The following is a 21493-nucleotide window of genomic DNA, read 5'->3' as shown; positions in this document are numbered from 1 at the left end:
CGCCTGGCTGGCTTAAAAGTGAAATTGATAATATATTTATAATCAACCGGAATAAGTGATAAGGAAGGGCAACAATGTTCATGCGCTTGCGCCGCTGGGCGAAGCTCATCAAACGGGACGTGCTGACGCTGTGGTTTGCCTGTCGCGATCCGCGTACGCCGTGGTGGTTTAAGCTGCTGGCGTTTGGCATCGTCGCTTATGCGCTCAGCCCCATCGATCTGATTCCGGACTTCATCCCGATTATTGGCCTGCTGGATGACGCGATTATCATCCCGCTTGGCGTGATGATCCTGCTGCGTCTGCTGCCGCGCGACGTGCGCATCAGCAGCGCCGAACGCGCCGAGGTGCAACGGGCGCGCGGCAAAAAGATCGTCAGCTGGAGCGGCCTGATTCTGATGCTGCTGATCTGGCTGGCGGTGGTGATCTATCTGGTGAAGCGGTACGCCATGTAAGGAGCACGCATGCACATTACGCTGCGTCAGATTGAAGTGTTTACCGAGGTGCTGAAAAGCGGCTCCACCACTCAGGCCTCGCAGGTGCTGGCGCTGTCGCAGTCGGCGGTCAGCGCGGCCCTGGCCGATCTGGAAAGTCAGCTCGGCGTGCAGCTGTTTGACCGCGTCGGTAAACGGCTGGTGCTCAACGAGCACGGCCGGCTGCTCTATCCGCGTGCGGTCGGGCTGCTGGAGCAGGCGATTGAGATCGAACAGCTGTTTAAAGAGGACAACGGAGCGATTCGCCTGTTTGCCAGCAGCACCATCGGCAACTATCTGCTGCCGGGGATGATCGCCGCGTATCGCCGTGATTTTCCCACGCTGCCGCTGGAGCTGAGCGTCGGCAACAGCCAGGACGCCATCAATGCGGTGGCCGATTTTCGCGTCGATATCGGCCTGATTGAAGGGCCGTGCCATGAGCCGGATATCATCAGCGAACCGTGGCTGGAAGATGAACTGGTGGTGTTCGCCGCGCCGGATGCGCCGCTGTTACGGCAGCCGGTGACGCTGGAGACGCTGGCCGCTGCGCCGTGGATCCTGCGCGAGCGCGGTTCCGGTACGCGTGAGATTGTCGATTACCTGCTGCTGTCGCACCTGCCGCAGTTTCAGCTGGGGATGGAGTTAGGCAATTCGGAGGCAATTAAACACGCGGTGCGCCACGGCATGGGCATCAGCTGCTTATCGCGCCGGGTGATTACCGATCTGCTGGAGGCGGGCACGCTGACGGAAGTGCCGGTGCCCCTGCCGCGCCTGACGCGCACCCTGTATCGCATCCATCACCGGCAGAAACATCTGTCGAAAGCGCTGAGCCGCTTCCTCGCCTATTGCCGGGAATAGCTGCGGTCTGTCCTGTGCTGTGGCTAATAATTCCCGTCCGATTATGAAGGTAACTAATAACCCGAGGCGAATGCTATACAGTGCAGGCTTTGCTGCTACAATCGCGCCTTATTTTTATCCAGCATAGCGTTTACACATGCATAATGACTCAAAAACAACACAACAACCTGGGCTGCGCCGTGAATTAAAAGCGCGCCATCTCACCATGATCGCCATTGGCGGTTCTATCGGCACCGGCCTGTTTGTCGCCTCGGGTGCCACTATCTCTCAGGCGGGTCCTGGCGGTGCGTTACTCTCCTACGCGCTGATCGGCCTGATGGTCTACTTCCTGATGACCAGCCTCGGCGAACTGGCGGCGTTTATGCCGGTCTCCGGTTCCTTTGCCACCTACGGCGCCAAATATGTCGAAGAGGGCTTTGGCTTCGCGCTGGGCTGGAACTACTGGTACAACTGGGCGGTAACCATCGCCGTTGACCTCGTCGCCTCACAGCTGGTGATGAACTACTGGTTCCCGGACACGCCAGGCTGGATCTGGAGCGCGCTGTTCCTCGGTCTGATGTTCCTGCTCAACTACATTTCGGTCAAAGGCTTCGGCGAGGCGGAATACTGGTTCTCGCTGATCAAAGTCGCCACCGTCATCATCTTTATTGTGGTCGGTGTGCTGATGATTACCGGCATCCTGCGCGGCGCGGAAAATGCTGGCTGGCACAACTGGACGGTGGGAGATGCGCCGTTTGCCGGCGGGTTTGCGGCGATGATTGGCGTGGCGATGATTGTCGGTTTCTCCTTCCAGGGCACCGAACTGATCGGGATTGCCGCCGGTGAATCAGAAGACCCGGCGAAGAATATCCCGCGCGCGGTGCGCCAGGTGTTCTGGCGTATTCTGCTGTTCTATGTGTTCGCGATCCTGATCATCAGCCTGATTCTGCCGTATACCGATCCGCAGCTGCTGCATAACGATGTCACCGATATCAGCGTCAGCCCGTTCACGCTGGTGTTCCAGAATGCCGGTCTGCTGTCCGCGGCGGCGGTGATGAACGCGGTGATCCTGACGGCGGTGCTGTCGGCGGGTAACTCCGGCATGTACGCCTCAACGCGCATGCTGTTTAACCTGGCGCAGGAAGGCAAGGCACCGCGCATTTTTGCGAAACTGTCGAAAGGCGGCGTACCGCGCAATGCCCTGCTGGCAACCACGGTGGTGGCAGCGCTGTGCTTCCTGACCTCGAAATTTGGCAATCAGGAAGTGTACCTGTGGCTGCTGAATACGTCAGGGATGACCGGCTTTATCGCCTGGCTCGGCATTGCTATCAGCCATTATCGCTTCCGCCGCGGCTATGTGGCGCAGGGGCTGAATCTGGCCGATCTGCCTTACCGCTCCGGCTTCTTCCCGCTGGGTCCGATGTTTGCGTTCGCGCTGTGTCTGATCATTACGCTGGGGCAGAATTATCAGGCATTCCTCGCCGATCGCATCGACTGGTACGGCGTAGCCGCAACCTATATCGGCATTCCGCTGTTCCTGGTGATCTGGCTGGGATATAAGCTGACGCGCGGCACCCGCTTCGTAAAATACAGCGAGATGGAATTCCCTTCCTTTAAGCAGTAATGCCTGACAACGCGGCCTGGACGCGGTCTTGCGCGATGAATCGCGCCGCTACAAATCGGTGCAACCCTCTGTAGCGGCACAATTTATTGCGCTGGCAAACAGGCAGTAATGCCTGACAACGCGGCCTTGACGCGATTTTGCGCGATGAATCGCGCCGCTACAAATCGGTGCAACCCTCTGTAGCGGCGCAATTTATTGCGCTGGCAAACAGGCAGCATTGCCTGACAACGCGGCCACGGCCGCGTTTTTTTGCGATCTATTACGCTATGCAAACCTGGCGCAAACCATTCGGGCTTTGTTACAGAGACAGCATTGATAATTATTATCACCTGCTCTATTGTGGCAGCCGTTATAAGGCGACAGGAAACAGGTAGAACAATGCGTAGTACGGACTCCGCGCTGGTGGCGGAACATGGCACCGAAGCCGATACCCTGACCCGTTATCGTCAGGTTCTGCGTCAGCGACTGCTGCTGATTGGTGTGCTGGTGCTGGCGATCCTCGCTTCAGTTATCCTCGATTTCACCCTTGGCCCGGCCGGCCTGACTCTCGACACGCTGTGGCAAACGCTGCTCCATCCCGCAGCGGTGGACGCCGGCACGCGCGTGATCGTCTGGGACATCCGTCTGCCGTATGCGCTGATGGCAGTGGTGGTCGGCTTCTCACTCGGCCTCGCCGGTGCTGAAATGCAGACCATCCTTAATAACCCGCTGGCCAGCCCGTTTACGCTCGGCGTCTCGTCGGCAGCGGCGTTTGGTGCCGCGCTGGCAATCATTCTCGGCATCGGTATTCCCGGCGTGCCGGACCAGTGGCTGATCTCCGCCAATGCCTTTGTCTTCGCCTTGTTTGCCGCGCTGATGCTGGATGGCATCACGCGCTGGACCAAAGTCTCAACTTCCGGCGTGGTGCTGTTTGGCATCGCGCTGGTGTTCACCTTTAACGCCCTGGTTTCGATGATGCAGTTCATCGCCAGCGAAGATACGCTGCAGGGCCTGGTGTTCTGGACCATGGGCAGTCTGGCGCGTGCTTCATGGGAAAAACTGGGCGTGCTGAGCGCCGCCTTTGCCATCCTGCTGCCGTTCTCGATGCTCAGCAGCTGGAAACTCACGGCGCTGCGCCTTGGTGAAGATCGCGCGGTGAGCTTCGGCATTGATGTGCGGCGTCTGCGGCTGGCGACGCTGTTGCGCATCAGCATTCTCTCAGCGCTGGCGGTGGCATTCGTCGGCCCGATCGGCTTTATCGGCCTGGTCGCGCCGCACATTGCGCGCATGATGTTTGGTGAAGATCACCGCTACTATCTGCCGGCCAGTGCGCTGACCGGCGCGCTGGTGCTGTCGCTGGCGTCGGTGGCCTCGAAAAACCTCATTCCCGGCGTCATCATTCCGGTCGGCATCGTCACCTCGCTGGTGGGTGTGCCGTTCTTTCTCAGCATTATTCTGCGGCATCGGGGGACAGTGTGATGGAGCAGGGCTTACGCGTCAGCCACTTTTACGCCGGTTACCCGAAGCGGAACGTCATCGACGATCTCAATGTCACGCAGCTGCCACGCGGCAAAATCACCGTGCTGCTGGGGCCCAACGGCTGCGGCAAATCGACCCTGCTGCGTGCGCTGGCCGGTCTGAGCAAAGGGCAGGGCGAGCTGTGGCTCAATGGCGAAGAGCTGATGAGCCAGCCGTTTGCCCGGCGCGCGCAGCGCGTGGTCTATCTGCCGCAGACGCTGCCAGCCGGTGTGCATCTGCACGTGCTGGAGTCGATCATCGTGGCGCAGCGTGCCTCCGGCGGATTACACAGCGCCGCCAGTGAAGCGGAAATCATGCACCTGCTGGAGCAGCTGGGCATTGCCCATCTGGCGATGCGTTATCTTGATCAGCTGTCCGGTGGCCAGAAGCAGCTGGTCGGGCTGGCGCAGTCGCTGATTCGCCGTCCGGAACTGCTGCTGCTGGATGAACCGCTCAGCGCGCTGGATTTAAATTATCAGTTCCACGTGATGGATTTGGTGCGGCGCGAAACCCGGCTGCGAAACATGGTAACGGTGGTGGTGGTGCATGATATCAACATCGCGCTGCGTCATGCCGATCACGCGCTGATGCTGAAGCAGGGGCAACTGCTGGCCGACGGTGTGCCGTCGCAGGTGATTACGCCGGAGACGCTGGCGCAGGTGTATGGCGTGCGCGGCCGCATTGAGCACTGCTCACAGGGCATGCCGCAGGTAATGATTGATGGGCTGGTGGCGGAATCGCTGGCCTGACGCCAGACACGTTCTGCCCCTCAGCATCAGAGGGGCAGAGAAGTGCACTACGCCAGTAAATGCTGCGCGTGGAACCGCAGATGGTCTTCCACAAAGCTGGCGATAAAGAAGTAGCTGTGGTCATACCCCGGCTGGATACGCAGCTCCAGCGGGAAGTTCTGCTCGCGCGCCACTGCTTCCAGCCGCTCCGGGCGAAGCTGATCGGCGAGGAACTGATCGCTATCGCCCTGATCGATCAGCACCGGCAGGCGATGCTCAGCGTTCTGCATCAGCAGGCAGCTATCCCACTCGCGCCACGTCTGGCGATCGTCGCCCAGATAGGCGGCAAAGGCTTTCTGTCCCCACGGCACTTCGGTCGGGTTGACGATTGGCGCAAACGCGGACGCCGACGCAAAGCGCCCGCCGAGGCGCAGCGCCAGCACCAGCGCGCCGTGGCCGCCCATCGAATGTCCCATTACCGACTGGCGATCGCTCAGCTTGAAGTTATCCGCCACAAGTGCCGGCAGCTCCTCGCTGAGATAATCGAACATGCGATAATGTGCCGCCCACGGTTGCTGCGTGGCATTGAGATAAAACCCGGCACCCTGGCCCAGATCGTACCCGCTGTCATTGGCCACTGCATCGCCGCGCGGGCTGGTGTCCGGCATAATCAGCACCAGACCGAGTTCGGCCGCCACGCGCTGCGCACCGGCTTTGGTGGTGAAGTTCTCATCGTTGCAGGTCAGCCCGGCGAGAAACCACACCACCGGCGGTGGCGCGTCGTCGCGCGGCGGTGGCAGAAAAATGCTGAACGTCATCGGGCAGTTGAGCACGGCGGACTGATGACGCCAGCGCTGCTGCCAGCCGCCAAAAATACGGTGTTCTTCCAGCAGCTCCAGAGTGGATGCCATGTCGCCTCCTGCTTATTTATTAAAATGCACCACGGAACGGATCGATTTGCCTTCATGCATCAGCTCAAATGCCTCGTTGATCTCTTCCAGCGGCATGGTGTGGGTGATGAAATCATTCAGCGCAAACTTACCGTCGAGGTAATCCTGCACGATGCCCGGCAGCTGGGTGCGTCCTTTCACGCCGCCAAACGCCGACCCGCGCCATACGCGTCCGGTGACCAGCTGGAACGGCCGGGTAGAAATCTCTTCGCCGGCACCGGCAACGCCGATAATCACTGATTCGCCCCAGCCTTTATGGCAGCACTCCAGCGCGGAACGCATCACGTTGACGTTACCGATACACTCAAACGAGAAGTCCACGCCGCCGTCGGTCATCTCGACGATAACCTCCTGAATTGGCTTAGCAAAATCTTTCGGATTAACCAGGTCGGTTGCGCCCAGTTTGCGCGCCAGGTCAAACTTGCTGGTGTTGATATCAATACCGATGATGCGACCGGCCTTCGCCATTTTCGCCCCAATGATCGCCGACAGGCCAATACCGCCGAGGCCGAAAATCGCCACGGTGTCGCCTTCTTTCACTTTGGCGGTATTCATCACCGCGCCCATGCCGGTGGTCACGCCACAGCCAAGCAGGCACACTTCTTCCAGCGGCGCTTCTTTGCTGATTTTCGCCAGGGAGATTTCCGGTACGACGGTGTATTCAGAGAAGGTCGAGGTGCCCATGTAATGAAAGATTGGCTTGCCGTCTTTGAAGAAGCGGGTGGTGCCGTCGGGCATCAGCCCTTTGCCCTGCGTGGTGCGGATTGCCTGACACAGGTTGGTTTTGCCGGAGAGACAGAATTTACACTTGCCGCACTCTGGCGTGTACAGCGGGATCACGTGATCGCCGACCGCCACGCTGGTAACGCCTTCGCCCACCGCTTCAACCACGCCGCCACCTTCGTGACCGAGGATCGCCGGGAATACGCCTTCCGGATCTTTACCTGACAGGGTGTAAGCATCGGTATGGCACACACCGGTGGCAACGATGCGCACCAGCACTTCCCCTTTCTGTGGCGGCATCAGATCCACTTCTTCAATCTTCAGCGGTTCGCCAGCAGCCCAGGCCACGGCCGCGCGGGTTTTAATCATGTTCATGCAATCCCTCTTCCTGTGATGTCGTGATTGGATAAAAAATAACGCTTACTCAGCGGCCTGCAGCGGATGCAGCAGTTCATCGTTGAGCGGGCGGTCATCAAACATTTCAATAATCAGATACTTCAGCGCCTCAACGTTGGGCGTAAAGGCGTCGCGGCGCCACATCAGCCAGGTGGCCGTGTCGCGCCAGGTCGGCGGCAGGCTGTGCTGCTGCACGCGCGCGCGGGCCGGCATCTGCGCCAGCACCGAGGCGGGAATCATTGCCACGCCGCCGCCGCCGGCTACGCAGGCGACCATGGCGTGATAAGACTGAATCTCCATAACGCTGTGCGGTGCGCTCTGGCTGTCGCGATACCAGGACTCCAGCCGGGTGCGGTACGAGCAGCTGTTGCCAAAGGCAAACAGCGTATCGCCCTGCGTATCGCGGGCGCTGTGAATCGGCGCGTGTTCGAGGCTGGTGATCAGCACCATCTCTTCACGAAAGGCGATGCAGCCATTCAGATCGTCATGACTGGCCGGACCATCCACCAGCGCCGCCGCCAGCGTGCCGGCGCGCACTTTATCGATGATATCGCCTGAGGTGCCGGTCACCAGCGACAGCGCGACGTTGGGGAAGCGCTGATGATAAGCGGCCAGCAATCCCGGCAGGCGGGTGGCGGCGGTGCTCTCCATCGAACCGAAGGCAAAGTTACCACCGGGTTCACCGGCGCGCGCCATGTTCAGCGCCTCGTCGCTCAACGCCAGAATACGCTGCGCATAATTGAGGAAATTGTGGCCCATCGGCGACAAACGAATGCGCTGCTTCTCACGAATAAACAGATCGACGCCGATTTCTTCTTCCAGCTGTCGCAGTCGCGTGGTGAGATTAGACGGCACGCGATGCAGCATTTCGGCGGCGCGCGCCAGTGAGCCGGTTTCGGCCACGGAACAGAACATGCGGAGCTGTACTAAATCCATATTCTCTTCTCGTAAACAACTTGGTTAATATTATTCACTTTTCGTGAGTCTAAACGTCATGCATGCTGCTGACAAGTGATAATCCAATCGATCCGGAGTCAGAATGGCGTGGCGAGTTGCGCTTAGCGCGTTTTTAAGTTTAGTGGTTGCAATGGGGATTGGGCGATTTGCGTTTACCCCGCAGGTGCCACTGATGATTCACGACGGTCAGCTCACGCTCGCCAGCGCCAGCCTGGTCGCGGCGCTGAACTATCTCGGTTATCTGGCCGGATCGTTTGACGCGATGCGCGCGCAGCGGCGCGTGGAGTGGCGGCTGCAGCTGGGCGTCTGGGGTGCCGTCGCGCTGACGTTGCTGTCCGCCTGTATCAGCGGGCCGTGGCTGCATGCGGTGGTGCGTTTCCTGATCGGCGTCGCCAGCGGCTGGGCAATGGTGCTGGTGGCAGCATGGAGCAATGAGCAACTGCTGCATCACGGCCGGCCGGGCCTGTCGGCAGCGGTGTTTGCCGGTCCCGGCACCGGCATCTTCATCAGCGGCATGCTGGCGGTACTGCTGCACGCCAGCGGCGTGAGTGCGGCGTTTGCCTGGGCGGCGTACGGTGTGCTGGCGCTGCTGCTGATTGCCGCGATTGCGCGCTTCCTGCCGCGCAGCGGACAGCTGCATCGCCCGCAACAGGCCGCCGAGCCGCTGCTGCTGACGCGTGACCTGAAGCGCCTGATCCTCAGCTACAGCCTCGCCGGCTTTGGCTATATTCTGCCCGCCACCTTCCTGTCGCAAATGGCGGCGGCGCGTTTTCCTGATAGCGCTTTTGCGCAGTTTGTCTGGCCGGTGTTTGGCGGGGCGGCGGTGATCGGCATCGTGCTGGGGATCGTGACGCGCCACTGGGGCAGCAGCCATCGGCGGCTGGCGCTGGTGCTGTGGGCGCAGGCGCTGGGCGTAATCGCGGCCATCGTACTGCCGGGCATCAACGGTCTGCTGCTGGCGGCGCTGCTGATTGGCGGCGGCTTTCTCTGCGTGGTGCAGCTGTCGCTGCAGTACAGCCGGGAGCTGGCGCCGCACCACGCGCGCTATCTCGCCGGCCTGCTCACGACCGGTTATGCCATCGGACAGCTCGGTGGACCGCTGCTGTCCTGGATTTCCAGCCTGCTGTGGCACCGGCTCGATCCGGCGCTGTGGGTGGCCGGAGGCGGTTTGCTGCTGGCGGGGGCGCTGGTGATGCGGCGATCGCCCACCTGAAACGCTTTCATTTCCAATCGGATTGATTGCTGGATTAAGCGCGCGTTGTGTTTCACAATACGCGCTCAGAATTTCCCCCGCAGGCGCAGACCTGCGGGCGCATCACCTGCCGGAGAAGAGTACGATGAGCACCTTAAGTCAGGAAGCCGCCCTGGTTCACGAAGCACTGCTGGCGCGTGGCCTGGAAACGCCATTACGCGCCCCGGTGCGCGACATGGACGACGCGTCACGCAAGCGTGAGATCGCCGGCCACATGACCCAGATTATGCAGCTGCTGAATCTGGACCTGGAAGACGACAGCCTGATGGAGACGCCGCACCGCATAGCGAAGATGTACGTCGACGAAATCTTTTCAGGTCTGGATTACGCCAACTTCCCGAAAATCACCGTCATCGAAAACAAGATGAAGGTGGATGAAATGGTCACCGTGCGTGATATCACCCTGACCAGCACCTGTGAACACCACTTCGTGATCATCGACGGCAAAGCCACCGTGGCCTATATCCCTAAAGACAAGGTGATTGGTCTGTCGAAGATTAACCGTATCGTACAGTTCTTCGCCCAGCGTCCGCAGGTGCAGGAGCGTTTAACCCAGCAGGTGCTGGTGGCGCTGCAAACCCTGCTGGGCACCAATAACGTGGCGGTGTCGATCGATGCGGTGCACTACTGCGTGAAAGCGCGCGGCGTCAAAGATGCGACCAGCGCGACCACCACCACTTCACTCGGCGGATTGTTCAAATCGAGCCAGAACACGCGTCAGGAGTTTCTGCGCGCGGTACGCCACAGCTAAGCAGCGCGGGCGGCGTCGTTGTCGCCCGTGTTCCTCTCACCGTCAGGGCACTCGATGCAACGCTATCTCGCGCTGGATTTCATTCGTGGTTGCGCCATTCTCGGCATATTGCTGCTGAATATCGTCGGCTTTGGTCTGCCCTCGGCGGCCTATCTCAATCCGGCCTGGCAGGGTGAAGCCTCCGTTTCTGATGCCTGGACCTGGGCAATCATGGATGGTCTGGCGCAGCTAAAATTCCTGACGCTGTTTGCGCTGCTGTTTGGTGCCGGACTGGCCCTGCAGGTGCCGCGCGGCAGCCGCTGGATCTCCTCACGCTTAACGCTGCTGGTCTTCATCGGGTTCATCCACGCGGTGTTCCTGTGGGAAGGCGACATCCTGCTGGATTATGGGCTGATTGGGTTGATTGTCTGGCGCATGCTGCGTGACGTGCCGTCGGAGCGGGCGCTATTACATACCGGCGTGCTGCTCTATCTGGTGGGCTGTGCCGTGCTGCTGGTGTTTGGCGTCATCTCCAGTCCGCAGCCGACGCGTTCGTGGCTGCCGGGCGCGGCAGATCTGGAGTATGAGAGCTACTGGAAACTGGTCGGCGGCTGGGAAGCGGTGCAGAATCGCCTCGAACACCTGTCATCCGGCCTGATGGCGCTGGCTTCGCAGTATGGCTGGCAGCTGGCCGGGCTGATGCTGATCGGTGCCGCGCTGATGCGCAGCGGCTGGCTGAGCGGCCAGTTTAGTCTGCAACACTACCGACGCGCGGCGGCGCTGTTACTGACCATCGGCTGGCTGATTGCCATACCCGGCGTGCTGGCACAGTGGCTGCTACAGTGGGAATTTCGCTGGAGCGGCTTTTTCCTGCAGGTGCCACGCGATCTCGCCAGTCCGTTTATCAGCCTTGGCTACGCTGCGCTCTGTCTCGGTTACTGGCCGGCCATCGCCGCCACGCGGTTCAGTTACGCCATTCAGTGCGTCGGGCGCATGGCGCTGAGCAATTATCTGCTGCAGACGCTAATCTGCACCACGCTGTTCTACCGCTTCGATCTGTTCCTCAAATTTGACCGCCTGCAGCTACTGGCTTTTGTACCGGCCATCTGGCTGGTCAATATTCTGTTCTCCGTGCTGTGGCTGCGCGTCTTCCCGCAGGGACCGATGGAGTGGATCTGGCGCCGGCTGACGCAGCTCGCCGCCGGAAAAGCAGACAACGCATCCGCTGGCAGATAATGATGTTCATCACAAAGGTTGCATAATTGTATGTAACCGTTTTCATCCGTGTGACGTAATTCACGCAGCTGTTTCCGATGCCCTGACAGAATAGCGCCGTTACGCGCCAGTCGCGCATTTTCTCCTCTGTGGAACAACTGCATGATAACGATTCGTGATGTCGCCCGTCAGGCCGGGGTTTCCGTTGCCACCGTGTCGCGGGTGCTCAATAACAGCAGTGCAGTCACCTCTGATACCCGCGAAGCCGTGCTGCAGGCGGTTGAATTGCTCGGCTACCGGCCGAATGCCAACGCGCAGGCGCTGGCTACCCAGGTGAGCGATACCATCGGCGTGGTAGTCATGGACGTTTCCGATCCCTTCTTTGGTGCGCTGGTTAAAGCGGTGGATACCGTGGCGCAGCGCATGCACAAGCATGTGCTCATCAGCAATTCGTGGCATCAGGAAGAGAAAGAACGCCATGCCATTGAAGTGCTGATTCGCCAGCGCTGCAACGCGCTGGTGGTGCACGCGAAAACGCTTACAGACGCGGAGCTGGCGCGGTTTATGGATCAGGTTCCCGGTATGGTACTGATTAATCGTACTATTCCGGGATACGAGCACCGCTGCGTCTGCCTCGACAATGTCACTGGTGCGCAGGTAGCGACGCGCATGCTGTTACAGCAGGGCCATCAGCGCATTGGTTACCTCAGTTCGAGCCATCCGATTGAGGACGTGGCGCAGCGCCGCGACGGCTGGCTGCAGGCACTGGCGGAGCAGGGCATCCGCCCGCCGGAGGGCTGGATTGCGCATGCCGAACCGGACATGCAGGGCGGTGAAGCCGCGATGGTGGAATTGCTGGGGCGCAATCTGCACCTCACTGCGGTGTTCTCCTATAACGATGGCATGGCGGCCGGTGCGCTCACTGCGCTGAAAGATAACGGTATTCAGGTGCCGCAGCATTTCTCTGTCATCGGCTTCGATGACATCCCCATTTCCCGTTACACCGACCCGCAACTGACCACGGTGCGCTATCCCATTGTTTCTATGGCGAAACTGGCGACTGAGCTGGCCCTGCAGGGCGCAGCAGGCACGCTCGATCCGCACGCCGCGCACTGCTTCATGCCTACGCTGGTGCGGCGCCATTCGGTGGCGCAGCGGCAAATTGTGGAGTCGGTCACTAATTCAGGCGATAGCGCCGTGTAACCGTTTCCAATCTGTGATTGTATTCACAGTTAATTAACATGGCGCTCACTATGATGGCAGCGTCTTACCGGACTGAAACATTATGTAACGCCGGGCTTTCCTTCCCCGGTCTGGTTTCAGTAGCCGATTGAAATGGTTCACAACACACTTCAGGAAGCGTTTACCTACAGGGAAGTCAGGATAGCGATGGTGGTCCGGCTTGGTAGCAGCGCCTGCCCCATAAAAAATAGCGTTTCAACCGACTGCGCTGTCTGCCCGCAGGCAATACGGCGCGATGAAATACCCTGCATAAAAAAACCGGAGATACCATGAATAAGAAGGTTTTCACGCTCACAGCACTGGTTGCCAGCATGATGTTTGGTGCAACTGCGCACGCCGCCGATACCCGCATTGGCGTGACAATTTATAAATATGACGACAACTTCATGTCGATGGTGCGCAAAGACATCGAAAAAGAGGCGAAAGCCGTTGGCGGCATTCAGCTGCTGATGAACGACTCACAGAACGACCAATCCAAACAGAACGACCAGATTGACGTGCTGATGGCGAAAGGCGTGAAAGCGCTGGCTATCAACCTGGTGGATCCGGCTGCTGCGGCAGTGGTGATCGACAAAGCGCGCTCGAACGACGTGCCGGTGGTGTTCTTCAACAAAGAGCCTAACGCGAAAGTGCTGGCCAGCTACGACAAAGCTTACTATGTCGGTACCGACTCCAAAGAGTCCGGCATCAAGCAGGGTGAGCTGATCGAGAAACACTGGAAAGCCACGCCAGCCTGGGATCTGAACAAAGACGGTCAGATTCAGTTCGTACTGCTGAAAGGTGAACCGGGCCATCCGGATGCCGAAGCGCGTACCAAATACGTTATCGAAACCCTGAATAAAGACGGCATCAAAACCCAGCAGCTGGCGATGGATACCGCAATGTGGGATACCGCGCAGGCGAAAGACAAAGTCGACGCCTGGCTGTCTGGCCCGAACGCCAACAAAATTGAAGTAATCATCGCGAACAACGATGCGATGGCGATGGGTGCGGTTGAAGCGCTGAAGGCGCACAACAAAACCAGCATTCCGGTGTTTGGTGTTGACGCCCTGCCAGAAGCGCTGGCGCTGGTGAAATCCGGTGCGATGGCCGGTACCGTGCTGAACGATGCGGAAAACCAGGCGAAAGCCACGCTGGACATTGCTAACAACCTGGCCAATGGCAAAGAGCCAACCGCAGGTACCAACTTCAAGATGGATGGCAAAGTAGTACGTGTACCGTACGTACCGGTTGATAAAGAAAACCTGTCGCAGTTTGTGAAGTAATTCGTCCCGGGCGCGGCTTTTCTGCCGCGCCTTATTGCATCTGACCAACGCTTTTTTTAGCCAGGTAAATTATGGCCAGTGAGAATCCGACCACACAGCGAGAATATCTGCTGGAGATGACGAATGTCTCGAAATCATTTCCAGGGGTGAAAGCCTTAGATAATGTGAATTTAAAAGTGCGGCCGCACTCCGTCCATGCCTTAATGGGTGAAAACGGCGCCGGTAAATCCACTTTATTAAAATGCCTGTTTGGGATTTATAAAAAGGATACGGGGAGCATCCTGTTTCAGGGTGAGGAAATAGATTACAAATCCTCCAAAGAGGCGCTGGAAAATGGCGTTTCAATGGTGCATCAGGAATTAAACCTGGTGCTGCAGCGCAACGTGATGGACAACATGTGGCTAGGGCGCTATCCGCGCAAAGGTCCGTTTGTCGATCAGGATAAAATGTATCGTGATACCAAAGCGATCTTTGATGAATTAGATATTGATATCGATCCGCGTGATAAAGTCGCGACGCTTTCGGTATCGCAAATGCAGATGATTGAAATCGCCAAGGCGTTTTCCTATGACGCGAAAATCGTCATTATGGATGAGCCCACGTCATCGCTGACCGAAAAAGAAGTTAACCACCTGTTCACCATTATCCGTAAGCTGAAAGATCGCGGCTGCGGTATTGTTTATATTTCGCATAAAATGGAAGAGATTTTCCAGCTGTGCGATGAGATCACCATTCTGCGTGACGGCCAGTGGATTGCCACTCAGCCGCTGGAAGGGCTGGACATGGACAAGATCATCGCCATGATGGTCGGCCGTTCGCTCAACCAGCGCTTCCCGGACAAAACTAACGTGCCGGGTGAAGTGATTCTGGAGGTGCGCAATCTGACCTCGCTGCGCCAGCCATCGATCCGTGATATCTCGTTTGATCTGCACAAAGGCGAGATTCTGGGGATTGCCGGCCTGGTGGGTGCCAAGCGTACTGACATTGTGGAAACCTTATTTGGTATCCGTGAGAAGTCGGGCGGCACCATTAAACTGCACGGTAAAGCGATTAATAACCACAGCGCCAACGAAGCCATCAACCATGGTTTTGCGCTGGTGACGGAAGAGCGGCGTTCCACCGGGATTTATGCCTACCTGGATATTGGCTTTAACTCGCTCATTTCTAATATCAAGAAATATAAATCCAGTATGGGTCTGCTGGATAATAAACGCATGAAAAGCGATACCCAGTGGGTCATTGATGCCATGCGGGTGAAAACGCCCGGCCATCATACCCAAATTGGATCGCTCTCCGGCGGTAACCAGCAAAAAGTCATTATTGGTCGCTGGTTATTGACGCAGCCGGAAATACTGATGCTTGATGAACCGACGCGCGGTATTGACGTCGGCGCTAAATTCGAGATTTATCAGCTGATCTCGGAGCTGGCGAAAAAAGAAAAGGGCATCATTATTATCTCTTCTGAAATGCCAGAGCTGCTGGGCATTACCGACCGTATTTTGGTAATGAGTAATGGTCAGGTAGCGGGCATTGTCGATACTAAAACGACCTCGCAGAATGAAATCCTGCGTTTAGCGTCATTACACCTTTAATGAAGCAAGGGCTTTAACATGAAAGCGACTACTAAAAAGAATGCGCTAACCTGGTTAAAAGAGGGCGGCATTTATGTTGTCCTGTTGGTACTGCTGGCGATTATTATTTTCCAGGATCCGACCTTTTTGAGCCTGATGAACCTGAGTAACATTCTGACTCAGTCATCGGTCCGTATTATTATCGCCCTCGGCGTAGCCGGTCTGATCGTGACCCAGGGCACCGACCTGTCGGCAGGGCGCCAGGTGGGTCTGGCGGCGGTGGTGGCAGCAACGCTGCTGCAGTCGATGGATAACGCCAACAAGGTGTTCCCGCATCTGGAAACCGTGCCGATTCCACTGGTGATTCTGACCGTGTGCATCATCGGTGGCGTGATTGGTCTGGTTAACGGCGTGATCATCGCTTACCTGAAGGTGACGCCGTTTATCACTACGCTGGGCACCATGATCATCGTTTACGGCATCAACTCGCTGTACTACGACTTCGTGGGCGCTTCACCGATTGCCGGTTTTGACGCTGGCTTCTCGAAGTTTGCCCAGGGCTTCCTGCGCTTCGGCGACTTCAAGCTGTCGTTCATCACCTTCTATGCGATTATCGCCATCGTGTTCGTCTGGATCCTGTGGAACAAAACCCGCTTCGGCAAAAACATCTTTGCTATCGGCGGTAACCCGGAAGCGGCGAAAGTCTCTGGCGTTAACGTTCCGCTTAACCTGATCCTGGTGTATGCGCTGTCCGGCGTGTTCTATGCCTTCGGCGGGATGCTGGAAGCGGGCCGTATCGGCAGCGCCACCAACAACCTCGGCTTTATGTATGAGCTGGATGCGATTGCAGCCTGCGTGGTGGGCGGCGTGTCGTTCGCTGGCGGGGTAGGTACCGTCGCGGGTGTGGTGACCGGTGTGATCATCTTCACCGTCATCAACTACGGTCTGACCTACATCGGCGTGAACCCGTACTGGCAGTACATCATCAAGGGCGGCATCATCATCTTCGCCGTGGCGCTTGATTCGCTGAAATACGCGCGTAAGAAATAGCAGAGAACAAGGTCAACCATCAGGGCTGCGGCAACGCGGCCCTTTTTTATTTGTTTCGCTTCTGCTATTTCCGCAGCTTCTCTTCCAGCTCAAGCAACTGTTCCGGTGTGACCGCCGGGTAGCTCTGCGCATCTTCAGGCACTTCATGCACCGCCGGAATCGGCACCAGCGGGCCAAGGAAACGCGGCTCGCGCTTCATCAGATGGAGATCCGCCAGCGCACCGAGACGCGCACCCACCTCGCGGAACCGTACCGACAGCATATTTTTGGGCGACGGCACGGCGTAGCACTGCGCCTGAATGCCCAGATGCTGGGCGATATACAGTGCGCGTTCGCAGTGGAAGCGCTGGGTAATGATGATGAAGTCGTTGGTGTCGAAGACTTTGCGTGTGCGCACAATCGAATCCAGCGTACGGAAACCGGCATAATCCAGCACGATGTCTGAGGGATCGACGCCGGCTTTGATTAAATCACGTCGCATGGTCATCGGCTCGTTGTAGCTCTGCAGCGCATTATCGCCGCTCAGCAGCAGATAATTCACCTTGCCGCTGTTGTAAGCGTTGAGCGCGCCCTGAATGCGATACAGGTAATACTGATTGATGACGCCGGTGCGGTAATACTTGGCGGTGCCCAGCACCACGCCGACCTGACGATGCGGCAGCGAAGCGACATCTTCATAAATAAACGGCGCGGTTCGCCAGCTAATCCAGCGATCGAGGCCGAGCGCGGTCGCCATCACCAGTAAGATGATGATAAACAGACCAAAGAAAACGCGTTTAAGTATGCGCACGGGCACTCGGTTGACGAAAATTCAGATGGGTCAAGGCTACTTGAGGCGGCACGGCTAAGCAAGTTCGCGCCGGTCGGCTGGCGTTTTTTTAAGCGCTGCCGCGCCTGAAGCGTGCGGCAGCGTCGGTCTGCAATTAAATCGAGGTACGGCGGTAGTGACGATACTGCGGCAGCCAGAAGTTGTTGTTGATGGCTTTCGACAGTACGTCCTCGGAGGTGACCACCGCCACGCCCGCCAGCTGCGCCGCTTTGCCCACTTCCATGGCGATCACTTTGGAGACACCCTGGATGTCCTTAATCTCTGGCAGCACCGGACCTTCACCGTCGTTAACCAGCGGTGAGCAGTCAGCCAGCGCGCGGCTGGCGGTCATCAGCATCGAATCCGTTACGCGGGTGGCACCGGCAGCGATCACGCCGAGACCGATACCCGGGAAGATATAGGAGTTGTTGCACTGGGCAATCGGGTAGGTTTTGCCTTTCCAGGTGACCGGTGCAAACGGGCTGCCGGTGGCGACCAGCGCGTCGCCGTCGGTCCAGGCGATGATATCAGCCGGGGTCGCTTCCACGCGTGAGGTCGGGTTCGAGAGCGGCATCACGATCGGGCGTTTGCAGTGCTTGTGCATCTCGCGAATGATCTCTTCGGTGAACAGTCCCGGCTGGCCGGAAACGCCGATCAGGATATCCGGCTGGGCATTGCGCACCACGTCGAGCAGTGAAATCGAATCGCTGGTCACGTCCCAGTCTTTCAGATTGTCGCTCTTCTGCACCAGCTTGCTCTGGAAATCGAGCAGGTTAGGCAATTTGTCAGTGAGCAGGCCGAAACGGTCTACCATCATCACGCGCGCGCGCGCTTCATCATCGCTCAGGCCTTCGGATTTCATCTGTGCGACGATCTGCTCGGCAATACCGCAGCCGGCGGAACCGGCACCGAGGAACACCACTTTCTGCTCGCACAGACGGCTGCCTGCAGCGCGGCTGGCGGCGATCAGCGTGCCCACCGTGACAGCGGCCGTGCCCTGAATATCGTCATTGAAGCAGCAGATCTCATCGCGGTAACGCTCCAGCAGCGGCATGGCGTTTTTCTGCGCGAAATCTTCAAACTGCAGTAGCACGTTTGGCCAGCGGCGCTTCACCGCCTGAATGAATTCATCAACGAAGGCTTCATACTCTTCGCCGGTGATGCGCGGATGGCGCCAGCCCATGTAGAGCGGATCGTTCAGCAGTTGCTGATTATTGGTGCCGACATCCAGCACCACCGGCAGGGTGTAGGCCGGGCTGATGCCACCACACGCGGTATACAGCGACAGCTTACCGATAGGAATGCCCATGCCGCCGATGCCCAGATCGCCGAGGCCAAGGATACGCTCGCCGTCGGTGACCACGATGACTTTGACATTCTGCTTGGTGGCGTTTTGCAGCATGTCTTCAATGCGGTCGCGGTTGTTGTAGGAGATAAACACCCCGCGCGCGCGACGATAAATTTCTGAAAAGTGCTCGCAGGCCGCGCCAACCGTTGGGGTGTAGATGATCGGCATCATCTCTTCCAGGTGGTTGTCCAGCAGGCGATAGAATAGCGTTTCGTTGGTGTCCTGGATGTTGCGCAGGTAGACGTGCTTGTCGTTATTGTTTTTGAAGTCCAGGAACTGACGCCAGGCGCGCTCGGCCTGCTCTTCGATGGTTTCTACGGCGTCTGGCAGCAGGCCATTGAGGTTAAATTCGTTACGTTCTTCCAGCGAGAAGGCGCTGCCTTTGTTCAACAGCGGAAATTCCAGCAGGATCGGACCCGCGTAAGGAATATACAGCGGACGTTTACTTTCGTACTCGAGTTCCATGCAGTGTTTGCTCCGGTTGCAGTGTTTTCTGACGTGTCGCCAGCAAGAAGGTAACGCCAGACCCGTTTATTGTGAAGTTCTGGCGCCCGATCCTATGAAAATTCCTGCAGATGTACAGCTTTTGTTAATAGAAGGTCACAAAAGCGGTAAAAGGATCACTAAACTGTTGGTTTCGAAACTAAAGTAACCGAGAAATTGCTGCAGCCGAGCGCGGCGAGGGTGGTGCGGGTGGCATCAAACTGGCTCAGCGTGGCGTCGGCGCTTTCTGCCAGCACCGCCTGCTGAATCTCCTCCAGCGCTTCGTTGTGCATATTCATCAGAATCAGCGCGGCCTGTAATGGCGGCAGGCTCGGATTGAAGGCGGCATTTTCGGCATAGCGCCCGGGGTAAATCTGGCCGCTGCGGCTCTGCAACGCCACGCCGCTATAACTCTGGCTGTACGGTGCATGGCTGTGGCTGGCGGCATCAATCGCGGCCTGCTGCAGCGCATCGCCCTGCGGCAGGAAACCGTGGTCGACCGGCGTCAGCAGCCGTTCACTGATATTGAGATCGGCCGGGCCAAAGGCATCGGGTAAATAGTCGGCCAGGGTGCTGACCGCGCGGCCCGGCAGGCTGATGCGAATCGCCGTACCGCTATTGAGTTCATTCATAAACTGGCGGCAGTGTCCGCACGGCGTGTAGTTGACGGTAATGGTTGCCAGCTCTGCTTCGCCCCGCAGCCAGGCATGCGTGACTGCGCTCTGCTCGGCGTGGACCGTTTGCTGGAGCGGCGCTTGTAAAAACTCCATGTTGGCACCGAAGTACCAGTGGCCACTGATGCCGCGCGCAATAGCGCCCACGTTAAAGTGGGAAACCGGTGCCACGGCACAACAGGCGGCAATCGGCAGCAGTGCGAGTGCCAGCGCATCATCATCCAGACCGGTTGCCTGTTGCAGCTGAGTCACCTCCTGCGGTCGCAGCACGCCGTGAAAATCAGCGGCGTCCAGCAGCGGCTGAAGCGCGCTCTGCAGCGCAGCGGGCAGGGCAGAGAAAACGGAAGTGAATCGTGCATGCATGATGTTATGGCCTCATTAACTCGTCAGCGGCGAAGCGCCGCCTCAAGGTTTATATGTGATCCATGTCGCTATGACAATGCAAGCTGATTGGCTTGTTTCAACTTTGCGAGATCTCTCGCAAGTTTTACCCCAGCCAGCGCATCAGCAAAGGAAAAATGAAGGGCGCCAGTAACGAAGTGATGATGCCGCAGATTACCAGCGCCAGTGAGCTGAAGGCGCCTTCCTGATAGTCAATCTCCGCGGCGCGCGCGGTGCCGAGTGCGTGTGACGCGTTGCCAATCGCCAGCCCGCGTGAGGACTTGCTGCGCACCTTAAACAGATTCAGCAGCATGTGGCCAAACACCGCACCCAGTACGCCAGCAATCAACACGCAAATGGCGCTGATGGCCGGAATACCGTGTAGCGAGCCCGACACTGCCATGGCGATGGGCGTGGTCACCGACTTCGGCAGGATGGTGGCCGCGATTTCCGGCGTCGCTCCCATCCACAGCGCGATCGCCGTGCCGGACACCATGGCGGTAATGCTGCCGATAAAACAGACGCTGATGATGGTTTTCCAGCGCGCGCGAATCTGGTGCATCTGCTCATACAGCGGCAGCGCCAGCGCCACCACGGCGGGCTGCAGCAGCTGATTAAGCAGCGCGCTGCCGGCGAAATAGCGCGCGTAGGGCAGGTGCGTCAGCAGCAGCAGTGGAATAATGATCGCCATGGCTACCAGCAGCGGGTTGACGATGGAGAGGTTGATTCTGGCTGCCAGACGGCGTGCCAGCAGATACGCCACCACAGTAAGCGGCAGTGACCACCAGGCGTCACTCATGGCCAGACTCCTTCGGACGCTGCAGGCGCTCGGCGCTCAGGCCGACAATCAGTAATACCAGCAGGGTGCTGACCATGCAGGAGACGACAATCGGGCCAAACTGTGCGCTGAGGATATCGGTGTAGCCCATCACGCCAACGCTGATCGGCACAAACAGCAGCGCCATGTAGCGGATCAACAGCTGACAGCCGGGTTTCACCCACGTTACCGGAATAATCTGCAGCGCCAGCAGGGCAAACAGCAACAGCATGCCAAGGATACTGCCGGGAATGGTAAATGGCAGCAGGGCGGCAAGGCCGTTGCCGGCATACAGCGCGGCATAGACGATGGCAAAGGCGCGCAGATAGCGCCAGCAGGCAGATAGCACGGTGGGCATGTCAGGCTCCTGTTTTCGTGGCGCTTCATCATACGCATTAAGCGCTTAGCGTGCTAGCGATCACACTGGAATGCAGATTCAGGATTTCAACACCTTTGCTTTGAAGCTGAGTAAAGC

At 58.2% G+C, this 21493-nt stretch carries 20 protein-coding genes; 12 read left to right on the top strand and 8 right to left on the bottom strand.

Translation table 11 applies throughout. The features are described 5' to 3' along the window. The first annotated feature begins 74 nt into the window (after positions 1–74). From F3I21_RS08245 to F3I21_RS08225, 5 genes are all read left to right on the top strand, one after another. A complete protein-coding gene (locus tag F3I21_RS08245; RefSeq protein ID WP_058757253.1) occupies positions 75–452 on the top strand; it encodes a YkvA family protein in 378 nt (125 codons plus the stop codon). Between the two features lie 9 nt (positions 453–461). After that, on the top strand, positions 462–1328 hold the full coding sequence (yieE, locus tag F3I21_RS08240) for a DNA-binding transcriptional regulator YeiE (protein ID WP_021509271.1): 867 nt from the start codon (positions 462–464) through the stop codon (positions 1326–1328). A 136-nt stretch (positions 1329–1464) separates the two neighbouring features. Next, positions 1465–2931, top strand: coding sequence for an amino acid permease (locus F3I21_RS08235; protein ID WP_021509272.1), 1467 nt, complete (start codon positions 1465–1467; stop codon positions 2929–2931). Between the two features lie 378 nt (positions 2932–3309). Then, positions 3310–4389, top strand: a complete 1080-nt coding sequence (locus tag F3I21_RS08230; RefSeq protein ID WP_058757255.1) for an iron ABC transporter permease — start codon at positions 3310–3312, stop codon at positions 4387–4389. Next, entirely contained in the window at positions 4389–5177 is a 789-nt protein-coding gene (locus F3I21_RS08225) for an ABC transporter ATP-binding protein (protein WP_021509274.1), read from the top strand. The genes F3I21_RS08230 and F3I21_RS08225 overlap by 1 nt, the downstream gene beginning before the upstream one ends. A 47-nt stretch (positions 5178–5224) precedes the next feature. On the opposite strand, the gene fghA is transcribed toward F3I21_RS08225, so the two are convergent. The 3 genes from fghA to F3I21_RS08210 are packed head-to-tail and all read right to left on the bottom strand — an operon-like array spanning position 5225 to position 8161. Beyond that, a complete protein-coding gene (fghA, locus tag F3I21_RS08220; RefSeq protein WP_021509275.1) occupies positions 5225–6067 on the bottom strand; it encodes an S-formylglutathione hydrolase in 843 nt (280 codons plus the stop codon). 12 nt (positions 6068–6079) lie between these two features. After that, positions 6080–7204 carry an S-(hydroxymethyl)glutathione dehydrogenase/class III alcohol dehydrogenase gene (locus tag F3I21_RS08215; RefSeq protein WP_021509276.1) on the bottom strand — a complete coding sequence of 375 codons (1125 nt, stop codon included), beginning with the start codon at positions 7202–7204 and terminating at the stop codon, positions 6080–6082. Positions 7205–7249: 45 nt separating this feature from the next. Continuing rightward, a complete protein-coding gene (locus F3I21_RS08210; RefSeq protein WP_058757258.1) occupies positions 7250–8161 on the bottom strand; it encodes a LysR family transcriptional regulator in 912 nt (303 codons plus the stop codon). A 103-nt stretch (positions 8162–8264) separates the two neighbouring features. Here F3I21_RS08210 and F3I21_RS08205 point away from each other — a divergent pair, with 103 nt between their 5' ends. From F3I21_RS08205 to mglC, 7 genes are all read left to right on the top strand, one after another. Then, the gene (locus tag F3I21_RS08205; RefSeq protein WP_021509278.1) at positions 8265–9395 is read left to right on the top strand and encodes a YbfB/YjiJ family MFS transporter; all 1131 of its coding nucleotides are present in this window, start codon (positions 8265–8267) and stop codon (positions 9393–9395) included. Positions 9396–9519: 124 nt separating this feature from the next. Beyond that, the gene (folE, locus tag F3I21_RS08200) at positions 9520–10185 is read left to right on the top strand and encodes a GTP cyclohydrolase I FolE (RefSeq protein WP_021509279.1); all 666 of its coding nucleotides are present in this window, start codon (positions 9520–9522) and stop codon (positions 10183–10185) included. Between the two features lie 54 nt (positions 10186–10239). After that, entirely contained in the window at positions 10240–11400 is a 1161-nt protein-coding gene (gene yeiB / locus F3I21_RS08195; protein ID WP_058769939.1) for a DUF418 domain-containing protein YeiB, read from the top strand. A gap of 141 nt (positions 11401–11541) precedes the next feature. Further along, positions 11542–12582: an HTH-type transcriptional regulator GalS gene (galS, locus tag F3I21_RS08190; protein ID WP_150058672.1), complete on the top strand. Its 1041-nt coding sequence runs from the start codon at positions 11542–11544 to the stop codon at positions 12580–12582. A 308-nt stretch (positions 12583–12890) separates the two neighbouring features. Then, entirely contained in the window at positions 12891–13886 is a 996-nt protein-coding gene (mglB, locus tag F3I21_RS08185; protein ID WP_021509282.1) for a galactose/glucose ABC transporter substrate-binding protein MglB, read from the top strand. A 71-nt stretch (positions 13887–13957) separates the two neighbouring features. Further along, a complete protein-coding gene (gene mglA, locus F3I21_RS08180) occupies positions 13958–15478 on the top strand; it encodes a galactose/methyl galactoside ABC transporter ATP-binding protein MglA (protein WP_021509283.1) in 1521 nt (506 codons plus the stop codon). 18 nt (positions 15479–15496) lie between these two features. Further along, positions 15497–16507: a galactose/methyl galactoside ABC transporter permease MglC gene (gene mglC / locus F3I21_RS08175; RefSeq protein WP_021509284.1), complete on the top strand. Its 1011-nt coding sequence runs from the start codon at positions 15497–15499 to the stop codon at positions 16505–16507. Between the two features lie 64 nt (positions 16508–16571). On the opposite strand, the gene sanA is transcribed toward mglC, so the two are convergent. The 5 genes from sanA to F3I21_RS08150 all read right to left on the bottom strand — a co-directional run bounded on the left by sanA (position 16572) and on the right by F3I21_RS08150 (position 21376). Then, positions 16572–17291 (bottom strand): outer membrane permeability protein SanA, encoded by a 720-nt coding sequence (gene sanA, locus F3I21_RS08170; protein ID WP_150058799.1) that lies wholly within the window; start codon positions 17289–17291, stop codon positions 16572–16574. A gap of 139 nt (positions 17292–17430) precedes the next feature. Then, complete coding sequence (locus F3I21_RS08165; RefSeq protein WP_058757262.1) at positions 17431–19128, bottom strand: NAD-dependent malic enzyme; 1698 nt, start codon at positions 19126–19128, stop codon at positions 17431–17433. Positions 19129–19286: 158 nt separating this feature from the next. Further along, complete coding sequence (cdd, locus tag F3I21_RS08160) at positions 19287–20183, bottom strand: cytidine deaminase (RefSeq protein WP_150058671.1); 897 nt, start codon at positions 20181–20183, stop codon at positions 19287–19289. A gap of 124 nt (positions 20184–20307) precedes the next feature. After that, positions 20308–21000: a CidB/LrgB family autolysis modulator gene (locus tag F3I21_RS08155; protein ID WP_150058670.1), complete on the bottom strand. Its 693-nt coding sequence runs from the start codon at positions 20998–21000 to the stop codon at positions 20308–20310. Beyond that, positions 20993–21376, bottom strand: coding sequence for a CidA/LrgA family protein (locus F3I21_RS08150; RefSeq protein ID WP_021509289.1), 384 nt, complete (start codon positions 21374–21376; stop codon positions 20993–20995). The genes F3I21_RS08155 and F3I21_RS08150 overlap by 8 nt, the downstream gene beginning before the upstream one ends. Positions 21377–21493 lie beyond the last annotated feature (117 nt).

The organism is Pantoea sp. B_9 (assembly GCF_008632015.1).
GTDB classification, from domain to species: Bacteria; Pseudomonadota; Gammaproteobacteria; order Enterobacterales; family Enterobacteriaceae; genus Pantoea; species Pantoea dispersa.
This window is presented reverse-complemented; position numbering and strand designations above follow the sequence as displayed.

Bases quoted from the DNA above. Each gene is read 5' to 3' on its own strand.
- F3I21_RS08230 (WP_058757255.1), top strand. From the start codon at position 3,310: ATGCGTAGTACGGACTCCGCGCTGGTGGCGGAACATGGCACCGAAGCC.
- F3I21_RS08155 (WP_150058670.1), bottom strand. From the start codon at position 21,000: ATGAGTGACGCCTGGTGGTCACTGCCGCTTACTGTGGTGGCGTATCTG.
- F3I21_RS08235 (WP_021509272.1), top strand. From the start codon at position 1,465: ATGCATAATGACTCAAAAACAACACAACAACCTGGGCTGCGCCGTGAA.
- F3I21_RS08205 (WP_021509278.1), top strand. From the start codon at position 8,265: ATGGCGTGGCGAGTTGCGCTTAGCGCGTTTTTAAGTTTAGTGGTTGCA.
- F3I21_RS08210 (WP_058757258.1), bottom strand. From the start codon at position 8,161: ATGGATTTAGTACAGCTCCGCATGTTCTGTTCCGTGGCCGAAACCGGC.
- yeiB (WP_058769939.1), top strand. From the start codon at position 10,240: ATGCAACGCTATCTCGCGCTGGATTTCATTCGTGGTTGCGCCATTCTC.
- mglC (WP_021509284.1), top strand. From the start codon at position 15,497: ATGAAAGCGACTACTAAAAAGAATGCGCTAACCTGGTTAAAAGAGGGC.
- galS (WP_150058672.1), top strand. From the start codon at position 11,542: ATGATAACGATTCGTGATGTCGCCCGTCAGGCCGGGGTTTCCGTTGCC.
- F3I21_RS08225 (WP_021509274.1), top strand. From the start codon at position 4,389: ATGGAGCAGGGCTTACGCGTCAGCCACTTTTACGCCGGTTACCCGAAG.
- F3I21_RS08215 (WP_021509276.1), bottom strand. From the start codon at position 7,204: ATGAACATGATTAAAACCCGCGCGGCCGTGGCCTGGGCTGCTGGCGAA.
- yieE (WP_021509271.1), top strand. From the start codon at position 462: ATGCACATTACGCTGCGTCAGATTGAAGTGTTTACCGAGGTGCTGAAA.
- cdd (WP_150058671.1), bottom strand. From the start codon at position 20,183: ATGCATGCACGATTCACTTCCGTTTTCTCTGCCCTGCCCGCTGCGCTG.
- mglB (WP_021509282.1), top strand. From the start codon at position 12,891: ATGAATAAGAAGGTTTTCACGCTCACAGCACTGGTTGCCAGCATGATG.
- F3I21_RS08245 (WP_058757253.1), top strand. From the start codon at position 75: ATGTTCATGCGCTTGCGCCGCTGGGCGAAGCTCATCAAACGGGACGTG.
- F3I21_RS08165 (WP_058757262.1), bottom strand. From the start codon at position 19,128: ATGGAACTCGAGTACGAAAGTAAACGTCCGCTGTATATTCCTTACGCG.
- folE (WP_021509279.1), top strand. From the start codon at position 9,520: ATGAGCACCTTAAGTCAGGAAGCCGCCCTGGTTCACGAAGCACTGCTG.
- fghA (WP_021509275.1), bottom strand. From the start codon at position 6,067: ATGGCATCCACTCTGGAGCTGCTGGAAGAACACCGTATTTTTGGCGGC.
- mglA (WP_021509283.1), top strand. From the start codon at position 13,958: ATGGCCAGTGAGAATCCGACCACACAGCGAGAATATCTGCTGGAGATG.
- F3I21_RS08150 (WP_021509289.1), bottom strand. From the start codon at position 21,376: ATGCCCACCGTGCTATCTGCCTGCTGGCGCTATCTGCGCGCCTTTGCC.